This is a genomic window from Sphingomonas aurea (assembly GCF_030678875.1).
Classification (GTDB): Bacteria; Pseudomonadota; Alphaproteobacteria; order Sphingomonadales; family Sphingomonadaceae; genus Sphingomonas; species Sphingomonas aurea.
Window position 1 is genome coordinate 1 of sequence record NZ_JAUUDS010000014.1, and the last position, 13372, is coordinate 13372.

Below are 13372 nucleotides of genomic sequence, written 5' to 3' on the forward strand. Positions count from 1 at the left end.
CGCCAAGGTGGCGGCAAAAACGTACAGATAACGATGCATGGAAAATGGGTCTTCCGATCCTACGATCACTGGCGTGATAGATATTCTTCTGTATCTGGTAAAGGGATGCTGCCTCTTTTCAAAGCGCTGCTCAGCCATACTCCGGAAATGACGGTCAATGCCATGATGATCGGCGTGCGCGCCGGATAATCGATGATGCTCGCCGCAGCGATTAGCAGCACCATCAAAGAGCCCAATCGGGCAAGGAGCGGTGATTCCGAAAGCCACGCCCGCGCACTGCAGTAAAGCCACCATGACAGTCCGACCATCAGCAGCAGCCCGCCTGCCGCACCGCCGTCGAGGACGATTTCCACAAAGTCATTGTGAACTCTGTTGAAATAGGTCGGCTTCAGCAAAGCGTCCGGTTCGTGGACACGAAAGATGGTGTCGAAGCCGCCAAATCCTTCGCCGACCGGGAAATAGGTTGCGGCCATCGTCTTGACGGTTGGAAAGGCGCGACTGCGCATGTCGCCTTCGACATCGCCTGCCATCACGCGATTGATGGAAGACGCTCGATCCTGCTGGAAGCTGAGCGCCCCGGCCACGCCGATGCCCAGAACACACAGGCCCACGACGGCGGGCATCACCCAGCGCGGATACTTGACCAACGCGAGGCTAAGATTGTTCCAGACCAGCAAGATGCCGCCAACTGCACCAGCGATACCAAGGGCCAGCCCGGCGCGGGATCCGCTGGCAAGAATTGTCAAAAGGATCAAAGGGATCAGCCCACACACACACGCCGCACGCCAGCTGAAGCGGCTTCGATACCCGAATGCCCAGACGGGTGCGATCAGACAACCCAGGGCGAGCAGCAGGGCGAAATGATTACGGTTCGCAAACATTCCAGCGCCTGCACCGCCGGCGTTCACGAACGGATTGGCAAGGCGAATACCGGCAAGCTGGACCAGCCCAACGACAACGTTCGCTACGATCGCGATCAATAGCATGTCGATCAGGCGCCAGTCACCTGCTTCAGAAGTGGAGGCCACCAGAAGATACATCACCAGCGGCACGATCAGAGAGCAGGCCGCGTTCACGGCTGCCGACGGGACGATGGCGAGCGGCCGCCACGGAGCGCCCTGCGTCACGTCGTTTGCCGCCGTGAACAGCGCCCGACCAGGAAGCTGTGCCCATATCACGGGAGGCAGCGGAACTAGCTGGACGAGAACGATCGCGGCCGCACCGATTAACAAATAGAGGACGGGCTTTCCGCGCAACGGCCGCTCCCGGTTTGCCAGCAGCACCATAAACAGCAGGTACGCCCAGGCGATCCCACGGATCATGATCTGCCCGCTGACATTGCCGCGAGACGCGCCACCAAACAGCCAGAGACACGCAACGAAGCCTGCGGTTGCGATCGTCAGCAGGGAAATGGAGCGGCGCGGTGGGTTCGTCTTGTGCACGGAAAAACTCTCGCATTCGGTTTGGCCGTAGTGGGATCGATGCCGATAGAGGCAGCGCCCCATGCCTGCACTTGGGCTGGAATAGCAAATTGCCGTCCAGTTCGTCGTCGTAATCCCGGTCGAACCGCCCGCCGTCATCGACCGTCGTGACCGGGGGGGGCGACATACGCCTCTCGATTGCGCGATTCTGCGATGCGACCTATGGAACCGTGATCGACGTGGGAACACTGTGCGGCGTCATTGCAAGGCTGGAATTTGTGGCTCGTATTCAACAGCTGCGTCCAAATTTTTGGATGCGTCTTCGTTTTCAGCTACCAATTGCGATCTTGCTCGCTGCTCTATTCCCCTATTTGATACGCTATCAATTTAACTATTCAACATATGACTTGTATGTTAGCAATAATACCCTGATTGGCGTTATTCTTGCTACAATGCTAGGCGCTTGGCTGATGCGCAACATTTCGGGTTATCCGGGAGCTGAGGCTATAGCTTCCACGCTTCCCGCATTTTCTGTTTCATTTGCAATATTACTGCTGATATTTATTTTTGCGCGAATACCTTATAATAGAACGATACTTTTTTTAGGCTTTGCCTTTTCGGTGTTCTGGTTTTTTGTGATGTCGGCTGCTGCATTACGGCGACGTATATTGCGGATTGGACTGGTGCCACAAGGTGATTATGCCGCGATCTTGAATCTGCCGAATGTTTCCATCACCTTGCTGCATGCGCCCGATACATCAATCGACGAGCTCGACGCGGTGGCGGTCGATCTGCGTATAGATCTGAGTGACGAATGGGATCGTCGGCTTGCCGACTTTGCGCTCGCGCGGATGCCAGTCTATCATACCAAGCATCTCGTTGAGTCGCTTACCGGACGTGTCGAGTTGGAGCATCTTTCCGAAAACAGCTTCGGCTCGCTAGCACCACGGCACGATTACATGATGCTCAAGGCGGTATTAGACTGGGTGCTTGCCTTGATTGTTGGCGTGCTGACTTCGCCAGTGATGATCATCGTTGCGGTGATCATTCGAATCAACTCGCGCGGGCCGGCACTATTTCGGCAACAGCGGATGGGATACGAGGGGCGTCCCTTTACAATCTATAAATTTCGTACGATGCATATCGTGAACGACGAAAGCGACGAGCGCTGCGCCGCGATGACGAAAGACAGTGATTGCCGCATCACATCTGTTGGCCGCTTTTTGCGAACCAGTCGCCTCGACGAATTACCGCAGATCGCCAACGTCTTGAAGGGCGAAATGAGCTGGATTGGGCCGCGACCGGAGGCAATGGTACTGTCCCGGTGGTATGAGAAGCAAATCCCCTTTTACCGATACCGGCACGTGGTTCGACCGGGCATCGCTGGCTGGGCGCAGGTATGCCAAGGACATGTATCTGAGGTCGATGACGTTCGCAGCAAGCTTCATTACGACTTCTACTATATTAAGCAATATTCTCCGTGGATTGATCTATTGATCGTTCTTCAAACTATTCGTGTCATCCTCACCGGTCATGGTGCCCGGTAGTGATCACCATCGTCGACACGGCGATGTCGTAGAGCCTGACGGGCCTATCCCGCCCGCTGGTGCTCGACGGCGTGTAGTTCACCGCCTTCACCGGCGCGGACTCCTATTCCCACCCGCGCGGGCGGTGGGGCTCGGGTCGGTCGAGCTGCTCTATATGGCGCGGTTCGCCAATGCGGTAGCAGCGATCTGCTGCTCGCAGTAGCCGGTCTATGCGCCGCTCCTGCTGATCGCGCTTATCCCACCGCTGCTGTTCCTGCTGGCCCATGTCGCACGGTCGCGGGTCTTTACTGCCATCGTCTTCGCACTGGCCGCGGCGCAGATCATTGTCCTCGATACCTCGCTGATCGCCGCCTATTCGCTGTTGCGAAGCACTGTGATGTAGACATGTCGATCTGAAGAGGTGTGCCGCCCGGCATTGGAGAGAGTGTTGGCCTATAGCGATGGTGCAAAGGGCGGCCGCCCGCCTACAATCAGGTGGCAATGTTCAAGATCCTGATCCTAGCGGCGTAGAACACGGTGAGCGATGCACGGATGGCATTCCTGATCCGCGATCGGCTGAGCTGGCTGCGGTTCCTAGGCTTCGACTTTGGGCGGCCGGACGCCGGACGAGAACACGATCCGGCTGTTCCGCGAAAAGCTGACCCGCGCCGAGGCGAGGCAATCGACGCGCTGTTCACCGCCTTCGACCGGTCGCTGTACGAGCGTGGCTATCTGCCGATGGACAGACAGATCGTCGACGCCACGCTGGTGACCACTCCCAAACAGCGTAACAGTGCGGCGGAGATTTGGCCGGACGAACCTGCCAAGGCGGCGCAGAAGGACAGGTGCGCCACAGCGCCGACACCGAGCTGACGATTTTGCGGCTCGCCCCTCTGTCCGCCAAGTCGCGCATGAGCCTGCTCATCGCCGCCATGATCCCGTGGAACACCTGCTATCTCGAACAGGCGATCGCCGGCCTGGCCGTGCCGCCTGAAGTCGCCCGCCAATTGGTCACCTCAGGCCGCTACGCGCACCTGCATCGTTACTCGCCGCATGATACCGCCTTCTATTCGTCTATCCTTCACGTCTGGCGTGCGCAAAACTCACTTTCGTGTTGTGGCCCTTCTTCTGGACGCCTCTCTCCACCTCGGCCGCACGGCGGGACTACCATCGGCTGTCGTCGCCATCTCCATCGCATAGTCAGGGAGCTGGACGGCTCCGCCACCTGGCGGAGCATCCGATTGAACTCTTTGGGTTTACTATTGCTGCCAGTCTTGTCGCGCAGCACCTCGACCCGGCATATCCACCCACCCTTTTGATTGCCGGCGTGCTTGCACGCAATCGGTACAGGGCACGTTCCAGCCCGGCGGTCGATTATAGTGGCGACCGGATGACCAACTCGACACTGCGCGATACCTCCTTGGCGTTACGACGGCGCCGACCGCGTCGGCCAGCATGTTCCGATCGGAACCGGCGCCTTGCTGTTGCCCGGCACCGACATTGGCGAAGGCGCGGCGGTCCATACGCTATCGGTCGTTTCCGGTATCCTGCCTGCCTGGACGATTTACGCCGGAAACCCCGCCGTCGCCCGTGAAGGCGAGGTCGCGACATCTTCTCGATCATGCAGTGCGGCTGACCGACCGCGACTGAACGCTCTCCCTCAATCCCCCACCGGGCTCTCGCCGTGCTTCCTTAGCACGTCGTTGAACGCCTCGGCCATCAGCGCCTGGAGGCTCCTGCCCTGGCGCCGCGCCAGCATGTGCATCGAAAGCGACATTTCCGGCGTAAAAAAGCCGGCGATCTGCTTTCTACCCTCGCGGCTCTGCGGACGGGGGGCAACTGGCGCTGCGCCGTCGCCTGCTATCACCGGCGTCGGGGGCGCCACAGCCGGCGCGGCCTGTGTGCGCAGGTTGGCGAAGCTCGGTTTCCGGCTCATGCGGCGGTCTTTCTAAAACGGGGTGCGGCCATGTCGAGCTGTCGACACGTCCACCTGTAGAGGTCGCGGATATCCTCGGCCGCCTTGCCCGCCGGTTCCAGCTCCATCACCGTGCGCCCCTCGGCCGACGCGTGGCGATAGGCGGCGCGGTCGGGGATTAGCACGGGACAGGGCGGAGTGCCGTAGCTGTCGACCAGTTCGCCCGCCTCGGCATAGACGCGCGGGGCGTTGGGGCTGCCGGCGGTGAAGACGACATAGGCCGGCTTGCGTAGCAGCTGGACGAGCTTTGCCGTGGTCTGGATTGCGGCGAGATCAAAGGCGGAAGGGCGACACGGGATCAGCACCAGGTCGGCGACCTCGACCGCGGCGCGTGCGGCGCTGTCGGCATGGGGGGGCGTGTCGATGACGATCAGGCCGGCGCCCTGCTCGCCCGCCGCGGCGACCTTGGCGGCGAGGCGCGGGGGCGGGCTGTCGATCACCTCGGGCGGCGCATCCTGGCGCCAGGCGGCCCATTGGCTGGCGGTCGCCTGGGGATCCGTGTCGATGATGAGCGCGAGCCTGCCGGCCTCCTGCGCGACCGCGGCGAGATGGATGGCGAGCGTCGTCTTCCCCGCCCCGCCCTTCTGGCTGATGACCGCGATCGTCTTCATGGCAACAGCTCTACATGTCGACATCGGACCTGTCGACACATGATGGCCGGGAACGTCGTGCCGACCCGTGAAGGCCACTCCGGAAACCGCTTGATCCCTCTAGGGAGCATTGCGCCGGCGTAGCCGGTGCTTCCGCATGTGCCATTGGCGACGGTCGTTATGGGATTCATTGGCCGGTCCGCGTTCAGGCCGTCAGGCCGGACATGTTGGCCGACAAGGCCAATGCTGCTCTTCGCTGAACAGATGAATCCAGTAGGGGTTGAGGATCGTCGTGAGACTCGCGCTGTTGGCTGTCGAGCGCAGCGCCCAGCCGCGCCAGCACCCGGCCGAGCGCGCCGCCCACGCTGACCTGTGCCAGTTCGCGGCACGACAGGGTGGCATGCATCGCCGCCAGCTCGTCGGCCGTGTCCGCTTCATGCTGAAGCGCGTCGTCGGGCACCGGCGCCGGGCGCAGCCAGCGCGGCAGGAAGCCCATCAGCCGCTGCGGCAGCACCACGCGATAGGCATTGGAGGTCTGCTCGTAGCGCGGCCCCGGCCCGGCCCCCTCGACCCGCTTGAAACGGCGCTGGCGGACGAGGAAGCCCGCCGCCTCGAGCGCGTGCAGCGCGCGCGCGACCGTGGCGCGGCCGAGCGCGGTCGCTGCGGCGAGCCGGTCGTAGCTCGGATAGACGCGGCCCGCGTTGAGCCGGGCGAGCGTGCAGATCTCCTCGTAAACGCGGATCGCGCCCGCGCTGAGCCCCGCGAGCAGCCGTTCCGACGCGGTGAGCCCCCGCCCCTCGCCACGGGCGGCACGCTTCAGCCGGCGCCCGGCGTCGAGCGCGGCGCGCGCGGCGCGCAGCAGCCGGTCGGTCTCGCCCTTGCCCGGCACCGCGAAGAAATGCGCCTCGAACGTCCCCGCCTCGATGCTGTCGCGGCGCACCGGTGCGCCCGTCCGGTGGGGCACGCGATGGGGGGTGCCGCTGCGCGCGGGTCTGCCGGGCCGTACGCCGGGCCGTACATGGCCGAGCGCCAGCACGGCCGCCTCCCCCAGGGTAAACGACGTCATCTTCCGTCCCTTTCCGGGGCCGGGACCAGAGATAAAAAGAGGGCGTGGCGCGAAACGCGCATCCTTGAACCGGCAAACGATCCGGGGTATCTGGAGAAGGTCTAGTGGACCTCGGATCGACGTTTGGCGACGTCGCTCCATCAAAACCCTGGGATGCCCGGCCTTCGCGCCGGGCTTTCCTTTATGTGGTCACGGCCATTCCGCTGCTGCACGCCGACCCTGTGCCGGCTCTTCGCCATCTTTGTTGCAATTAACCTGCGAGTAGGAAAGTGTTCACGGTTCGTGCTTTCGAGTATGAAATGGCGAAATCGCGACGAACCGAGCGATGTGCGACGAAGCGATTCGTGCTTTCGAGTAGGAAATCCCCCTCACGATTCGTGCTTTCGGATAGGAATTCGCGCGCAGACTCGTGCTTTCGAGTAGGAATTGCGCCGGTTCAGGCGCTCGCGGGGCCCGGTGATTCGGAAGGTGATTCGGACGTCGCGCCCGCCCCCTCCTCCGCCACCCCCTCCTCCGCCGCCTCGTCGGAGGCGATCGCGGCCGGGCGGCGGGTGACGACGACGCGCGCCGGATTGGCGCGGCGCCCGCGCCGCCCGGTCGCCTGCGGGGGCTCGCCGTCGGTCGCCCCGGCCCGCTCGGCGCTCTCGCCGGCGCCCTCCCCCGCAACCGTCTCGACCAGCGCCACGTCATAGTCGGGGATGGCGTCGGTGCCGGCGATCGCCTTCACCGCCTGGCGGAAATTGGCGAGCGGGTTCTGGTAGCCGATCTGGAGGCGGAAGGTCGCCAGGTCCACCTCCAGCGCCTCGCCCGCATTCACCGTCGAGCGCGCGACCTCGTAGATGCGCCGCTCGATCGGCCCGAGCTGGAAATAAGCATGCGCATAATCAAGCACATGCCGGTCGAGCAGGATCGCGCGGAACAGCCAGTCGCATAAGCGCACCTTGACCGCCTTCAGCCGGCGCTCGCCCGCCCGGTTGCGCGAGTAATGGAGCTTGGCCTCCGACAGCCACGAGAAGAAGCCCTCCTCGCCCTCGCCGCCCGCCTCGATATTGGTCTTGATCTGGGTGCCCTGCAGCCGCTCCAGCGCCTCCGACAGCCGGTTGTACGAGCGCGCGGAATGGTTGGCGCCGGTGACCTGGAACAGGTCGTGCGCGGTGAAGACGAAGTCCTGCTCGACCTGCTCCCCCGCCTCCAGCTTCGCCGCCATCAGGCTGGCGATGTAGAGCACGATCTCCTTGTCATAGATCGTCGCGACGCCGCTGGCAGACGGGCGCACCTCGATCGAGACGGTGTCGGTGCGATAGGTCAGCGGCTTCATCCACGCGGTCTTGGCCAGCGCGAAGAAGGGAAAGGCCATCAGCGACCGCTCGCCGCGGATCTCGCCCATCAAGGGGCTGTCGAGGCGGAACAGGTCGCCCTGGTTGGTGCGGGGGTTGGTGCGCGGCGCGGCCTTGGCGGGCGACTTCGACCGGGTGGCCTTCGGGGCATTCGGGGTCTGGCGGGTCATCGGCATTTCCTACTCGAAAGCACGAACTTTGCGCGATCGGACGGGTCGGGGCAGGTGGATGACCGACCTATGGCGGTTCGCATTCGTGCTTTCGAGTATGAATTGGCGAATGCCGGTCACGCCGGTTCTCCGCCCAAGGCGAAATCGGCAGCGGCGAAGCGCAGCGCTGCCACGCTCATCTCGCGCGTGGCGATCAGTCCGTCGCCATCGGCCAGGAACGCCCAGCTGGAATGCGGGCGGGGCGGCGGGACCAGCGCGGACGCATCGAGCACCGCCAGGTTGATGCCGCCCGCGTGCCGCGCCGAGGGCGCACGGATCGCGGCGAGCCCGGCCGCGCGCGCCGCGATGGCCAGCGCCTGGGTCGCGGCATAGTCGCTCGGATGGGTCCAGCGGCCGGGGGCATCCCCGGTCAGGTCGACCGCGACGGGCGTGTCGACCGTCACCGAAAAGGCCGACATCGGCGTCGGCGTGCGCGGGCGGCGGAAGCCGGGGGAGCGGGCGAAGCCGACGAGGCGCCAGTACGCCGCCTCGGTCACCGCGGTCTCGATCGCCTCCGACGCGTAGAGGATGCCGGGCAGCGTGTCGGCCGCGCGGAAGCGCGACGGTCGGCCGCGCCCGTAGCGAAACGGCGAGGCGAGCAGCCAGGGCAGGTCGCGCGCGGCGGGCGGCAGGTTGGGCTTCACATCGTCGGCCAGCGCCTCGAGCAGCGCCTGGTCGGCCGCGCTGCCGGTGAGGCGGTTGGTGGCGATGCGGTGCTGCGCCTCGACGATGCGGATCACGCGGCCCTGGTAGGGCGTGGCCCGGAGGTCGTCAGGATCTGTTTGAAAACGTGCCGAAACACGGTCTGCGGTGCCGGCCCGCTCCCCCACCCGGCCGCCCATCGGGGATACCGTGTGGGCGGCCGGGTGGGGGAGCGGGCCGGTACCGCCTGAACCCTCAGGTCCGCGCACGGAGCGCGTCGACATAGTCGCTGGTGGCGAGCAGCCCGCGCACGCTGGCGATCAGGTCGATCGGCGCGGCGCCGAGATCCAGATTGGGGGTCGCCAGCCACGACCGCGCCGCCTCGTCGTCCTGCCCCAGCCAGCTGTCGAGCGAGCGGAACAGGCGGACGAGATGCTGGGCCAGCTCGAACGGCTTGGTGGCGGGCTCCAGCCGGTAGCTGCCGGCGCGCAGCCGCGAGACGGTGGGCGCGGACAGGCCGACGATCCGGCCGAGCCGCGCGTTCGACAGCTGCCAGAACTGCGCGATCCGCGCGACCGCCTCGCCGAGGACACGGGGGGCGTCGGGATGGTCGGTGGTGGCGAGGGCGGTGGCCATGCGGGATTCCTTATGGAACGGAATATAGCATTTCGGTTCTGTGGAACAACCTCGTCATCCCGGCGCAGGCCGGGATCTTCCGCTTGGCAGGCGTGACGCGTTCCCCATGAAGACCCCAGCCTGCGCTGGGGTGACGGTTGGCCTCTTACTCCCGGCAGAACAGCAGATCGCTGCGCAGCCATAGCGGCGCCAGGCACAGCGGCGTCGAGGACAGCGGCAGCACCGCCTCGGCCACCTTCACCCCCAGCACGTCCTGCATGAAGGCGCGGCGCGCCTGCATCCGCGCCCAGATCTGCGGGTGGCTCTCGGCGATTTCGGCGCGCAAGGTCTCGTCGGCGAAGACGACGCTGTCCTCGCAGTTGAGCGCCCAGCCGTCGCGCACCGGGGTCGGGATCACGTCGACCTGCATGTGCATGCCCGAGCGCAGCCGCTCGGCCGAGCCGGGGCGGACCGGGCTGGTCGACCATTCCTCATGCCCCGTCAGATGGCCGGGGTTGAGCAGCGAGCGCAGGCCCCCTTCGGCCAGCGTCCCGGTCACCGCGTCGAACAGGTCGCCCCCCGTCACGCCGATATCGGCGACCGCGTACCAGCGGACCAGGGCCTTGAAATAGCTGGCGGCGACCGCGACGAAATCGTCGTTGGCATCGTCGACCAGCCCGGCGCGCGCGGTCAGTCCACCCCAGAGGCCGACCGCGGTCGAGACGCCGTCGCCTTTCTCGATCCGGCGGGCGCCGGGGCTGGCGAGGCCGATCACCGGCCCGGTCGCGGCATTGCCCGAGGCGAGCATGGCGTGGACGTTGAACGGCTCGCCGCGATAGCGCATCCGCGCGGCGCCTTCCGCCTCGCTGTCGCCGGGGCGCAGCTGGCTGAGGATCGACCAGACCATTTCCGAACCCCTGGCGGCCGCGGCCTCGAAGATCGCGATCTGGTCGGCGTCGATGATCGAGCGCTGGCCATGCTCGGGATGGAGCAGGACGGGGGTGCGGTCGACGACGCTGCCGGCGACGCGCTGGACCGCCGCGAGATAGGGGGCGGGGACGAAGCCGGGGGCCTCCCCGCCCCTGTCGTCTTCTGGCCCTTCCCACTCCTCGGGCTCGAGATATTTCCAGCCGACCATGCCGACCCGGTCGCCCGCGCCGATGCCGATGTCGCGCAGCACGTCGGTCAGCCGCGGTGCCTGGGTCCGGTCCTGGCCGGGCAGGCTCATCGTCTGGGACAGGCGCACCTCCAGCCCCGGCAGCGGCGAGACGACGGCATAGGGGACGCACTCGTTGCCGGTCACCAGTACCCGCCGTCCACCGGGACCGAGCAGCAGCAGCGCCTCCTCGAAGCGCGGCTCGAACCCCGACAGGAACATGACGTTGGCGAGGTGCTCGCGATCGGCATAGACCACCAGCCAGTCGGTTCCCGCCGCGGCCAGCGCCGCGTCGCAGCGCGCGGCGTAGCGATGGGCAGGCAGCGCGGGCGGTTCGGCGATGGGGCCGAAATCGGGGATGGCGATGGATTTCAGGGCAAACGTCATGCGCGGCGTGACCTTTCGAGGGGCTTGCAGGAGCAAAATATATATGACTTGTTACGCGTGAGCAGTGAAGGGGCAAGGGCGATGCGGGGCGTGGTGGCGTTGGTGGCGGTGATGGCGGCGCCGGCAGGTGCGATACCGGTGCCGTCCCCCACTCCGTCATGCCGGGCCTGTCCCGGCATCCACCGTGCCGCGCATGTCACAGCCGCGGCGCCTGCCGAGCCGTGGATGCCGGGACGAGCCCGGCATGACGGAGACGGGAGGGACGTCACCATCGCCCGCGACGCTTTCGGCATCGCGCACATCCACGGCCGGACCGACGCCGACGCGGTGTTCGGGATGATCTATGCCCAGGCCGAGGACGATTTCCCGCGGATCGAGCGCAACTATCTGGCCGCGCTCGGTCGGCTTGCCGAGGTGGAGGGCGAGGCGGCGGTCTGGACCGACCTGCGCCAGCGGCTGTTCGTCGATCCGGCCGCCTTGCAGCGCAGCTATGCGCAGAGCCCGCCCTGGCTGCGCGCGCTGATGAACGCCTGGGCGGCGGGGCTGAACCGCTATCTCGCCACCCACCCGGCGGTGCATCCGCGCAGCATCACGCGGTTCGAGCCGTGGATGGCGCTCGCCTTCTCCGAAGGCAGCATCGGCGGGGATATCGAGCGCGGGGTCGATCTGGGCGCGCTCGCCGCCTTCTATGGCGGGGCGGCGCCCGCTGCCCCTGCCCTCGCGCCGAAGCTGGCAGACGCCGGGCGGCTGGTCGAGCCCAAGGGCTCGAACGGCCTTGCCTTTGGCCCGACACGCAGCGCGAGCGGCCATCCGCTCCTGTGGATCAACCCGCACACCTCCTTCTTCTTCCGTGCCGAGCAGCAGGTGCAAAGCGACCAGGGGCTCGACGTCTATGGCGCGGCGACCTGGGGGCAGTTCTTCGTCTATCAGGGGTTCAACCGCCGGCTCGGCTGGATGCACACGTCGAGCGGGGTCGACAATATCGACGAGTTCGCGGTCGAGGTGGCGAAGCGGAACGGGCAGCTGCGCTATCGCTACGGCCGCGCGTGGCGGCCGGTCCGCACGCAGGCGGTGACGCTGTCGGTGCGGCAGGCGGACGGGTCGCAGGCCCTGCGCCGCTTCACCACGCTGGCGACGCACCACGGACCGATCATCCGCGCGGAGAATGGCCGCTGGATCGCGGTGGCGATGCTCAACGCCCCGCTGGCGGCACTGGAGCAGAGCTGGCTGCGCACCCGCGCCACCACGCTGGCCGCGTATCTGAAGGTCGGCGAGCGCAAGGCCAATTCCTCGAACAACACGATCCTGGCGGCAGCCGACGGGACGATCGCCTATCTCCACCCGCAGTTCGTGCCGGTGCGCGACGACCGGTTCGACTATACGAAGCCGGTCGATGGCAGCGACCCGGCGACCGACTGGCACGGGCTCCACCGCCTGGCCGACCTGCCGCAGGTGGTGAACCCGGCGAGCGGCTGGGTGATGAACACCAACAACGCGCCCTGGGCCGCGGCGGGCGCGGGGACGCTGAAGCCGGGCGACTTCCCGCGCTACATGGACCAGTTCGGCGAGAATCCGCGCGGGCAGCACGCGCTGATGCTGTTCGCCAATGCGACGCGCTTCACGCCGCAGACGCTGACCCGCGCGGCGTTCGACAGCTTCCTGCCGCTGTTCGCCGAGCAGCTGCCCGGCCTCGCCCGCGGCGTGGCGGCCGATCCGCGGCAGGCGGCGCTGGCCGAGCCGCTCAGGCTGCTGACCGGCTGGGACCGGCGCTGGGCAACCGGGTCCGAGGCGACCTCGCTCGCGGTCTATTGGGGCGAGGCGCTGTGGGCGAGCGAGGGGCCGCGCGCGCAGGCGGCGAACGTGCCGCTGTTCACCTACATGGCGACCCGCACCACCGACGCCGCGCGGGTCGACGCCCTGGCCAGCGCGGTCGCGCAGATGCGCCGCGACCATGGCACCTGGCGGATCGCCTGGGGCCGGATCAACCGCTTCCAGCGGCTGTCGGGGGCGATCGCGCCGCAGTTCGATGACAGGGCACCCAGCCTGCCGGTCGGCTTCACCTCGGGCAATTTCGGCTCGCTGGCGGCGTTCGGGGTCGAGCGGCAGGCGGGGCAGCGCTGCTTCTACGGGACCAGCGGCAACAGCTTCGTCGCGGTGGTCGAGTTCGACCCCGCCGGCCCCCGCGCCTGGGCGGTATCGGCGGGCGGCGAGAGCGGCGACCCGGCATCGCCGCACTTCGACGACCAGGCCCGCCGCTACACGACCGGCGACCTGCGCCCGATCCTGCTCGATGCCCGCGGCCTCACCACCTACCGCCCGGGCGACCCGCGCCCGGCGGAGCCGACACGGGTGGCGGCGGGGGGAAGCGTGTGCGGCGAGCCGTGAGGGTCAGCTGGAGCGGGATCCACCGAAACTGAAGCACCTCCCCGGCGAAGGGGCTGGTTCAAT

General features: G+C 66.5%; 12 protein-coding genes. 3 read left to right on the top strand and 9 right to left on the bottom strand.

Annotation, left to right across the window (positions count from 1 at the left end; all coding sequences use genetic code 11):
* Positions 1-65: 65 nt before the first annotated feature.
* Entirely contained in the window at positions 66-1442 is a 1377-nt protein-coding gene (locus tag Q5H91_RS16175; protein WP_305174467.1) for an O-antigen ligase family protein, read from the bottom strand.
* Positions 1443-1651: 209 nt separating this feature from the next.
* Here Q5H91_RS16175 and Q5H91_RS16180 point away from each other — a divergent pair, with 209 nt between their 5' ends.
* Positions 1652-2968, top strand: coding sequence for a sugar transferase (locus tag Q5H91_RS16180; RefSeq protein ID WP_305174468.1), 1317 nt, complete (start codon positions 1652-1654; stop codon positions 2966-2968).
* A gap of 531 nt (positions 2969-3499) precedes the next feature.
* Positions 3500-3820: a hypothetical protein gene (locus tag Q5H91_RS16185; RefSeq protein WP_305174469.1), complete on the top strand. Its 321-nt coding sequence runs from the start codon at positions 3500-3502 to the stop codon at positions 3818-3820.
* A 208-nt stretch (positions 3821-4028) separates the two neighbouring features.
* On the opposite strand, the gene Q5H91_RS16190 is transcribed toward Q5H91_RS16185, so the two are convergent.
* The 8 genes from Q5H91_RS16190 to Q5H91_RS16225 form a co-directional block, all read right to left on the bottom strand.
* Positions 4029-4235: a hypothetical protein gene (locus Q5H91_RS16190; RefSeq protein WP_305174470.1), complete on the bottom strand. Its 207-nt coding sequence runs from the start codon at positions 4233-4235 to the stop codon at positions 4029-4031.
* 372 nt (positions 4236-4607) lie between these two features.
* A complete protein-coding gene (locus Q5H91_RS16195; RefSeq protein WP_305174471.1) occupies positions 4608-4883 on the bottom strand; it encodes a ribbon-helix-helix domain-containing protein in 276 nt (91 codons plus the stop codon).
* Positions 4880-5533, bottom strand: a complete 654-nt coding sequence (parA, locus tag Q5H91_RS16200) for a ParA family partition ATPase (protein WP_305174472.1) — start codon at positions 5531-5533, stop codon at positions 4880-4882. Before parA ends, Q5H91_RS16195 begins: the two co-directional genes overlap by 4 nt.
* A 184-nt stretch (positions 5534-5717) precedes the next feature.
* Entirely contained in the window at positions 5718-6578 is an 861-nt protein-coding gene (locus Q5H91_RS16205; RefSeq protein ID WP_305174473.1) for a helix-turn-helix domain-containing protein, read from the bottom strand.
* 436 nt (positions 6579-7014) lie between these two features.
* A complete protein-coding gene (locus Q5H91_RS16210) occupies positions 7015-8085 on the bottom strand; it encodes a replication initiator protein A (protein WP_370655281.1) in 1071 nt (356 codons plus the stop codon).
* Positions 8086-8201: 116 nt separating this feature from the next.
* Positions 8202-8864, bottom strand: a complete 663-nt coding sequence (locus tag Q5H91_RS16215) for an RES family NAD+ phosphorylase (protein WP_305174474.1) — start codon at positions 8862-8864, stop codon at positions 8202-8204.
* A gap of 157 nt (positions 8865-9021) precedes the next feature.
* A complete protein-coding gene (locus Q5H91_RS16220; RefSeq protein WP_305174475.1) occupies positions 9022-9402 on the bottom strand; it encodes an antitoxin Xre/MbcA/ParS toxin-binding domain-containing protein in 381 nt (126 codons plus the stop codon).
* Between the two features lie 145 nt (positions 9403-9547).
* On the bottom strand, positions 9548-10924 hold the full coding sequence (locus Q5H91_RS16225; RefSeq protein WP_305174476.1) for a M24 family metallopeptidase: 1377 nt from the start codon (positions 10922-10924) through the stop codon (positions 9548-9550).
* Between the two features lie 81 nt (positions 10925-11005).
* Here Q5H91_RS16225 and Q5H91_RS16230 point away from each other — a divergent pair, with 81 nt between their 5' ends.
* Positions 11006-13309, top strand: a complete 2304-nt coding sequence (locus tag Q5H91_RS16230) for a penicillin acylase family protein (protein ID WP_305174477.1) — start codon at positions 11006-11008, stop codon at positions 13307-13309.
* Positions 13310-13372: the final 63 nt, after the last annotated feature.

Bases quoted from the DNA above. Each gene is read 5' to 3' on its own strand.
- Q5H91_RS16185 (WP_305174469.1), top strand. From the start codon at position 3,500: ATGGCATTCCTGATCCGCGATCGGCTGAGCTGGCTGCGGTTCCTAGGC.
- Q5H91_RS16195 (WP_305174471.1), bottom strand. From the start codon at position 4,883: ATGAGCCGGAAACCGAGCTTCGCCAACCTGCGCACACAGGCCGCGCCG.
- parA (WP_305174472.1), bottom strand. From the start codon at position 5,533: ATGAAGACGATCGCGGTCATCAGCCAGAAGGGCGGGGCGGGGAAGACG.
- Q5H91_RS16205 (WP_305174473.1), bottom strand. From the start codon at position 6,578: ATGACGTCGTTTACCCTGGGGGAGGCGGCCGTGCTGGCGCTCGGCCAT.
- Q5H91_RS16210 (WP_370655281.1), bottom strand. From the start codon at position 8,085: ATGACCCGCCAGACCCCGAATGCCCCGAAGGCCACCCGGTCGAAGTCG.
- Q5H91_RS16220 (WP_305174475.1), bottom strand. From the start codon at position 9,402: ATGGCCACCGCCCTCGCCACCACCGACCATCCCGACGCCCCCCGTGTC.
- Q5H91_RS16225 (WP_305174476.1), bottom strand. From the start codon at position 10,924: ATGACGTTTGCCCTGAAATCCATCGCCATCCCCGATTTCGGCCCCATC.
- Q5H91_RS16230 (WP_305174477.1), top strand. From the start codon at position 11,006: ATGCGGGGCGTGGTGGCGTTGGTGGCGGTGATGGCGGCGCCGGCAGGT.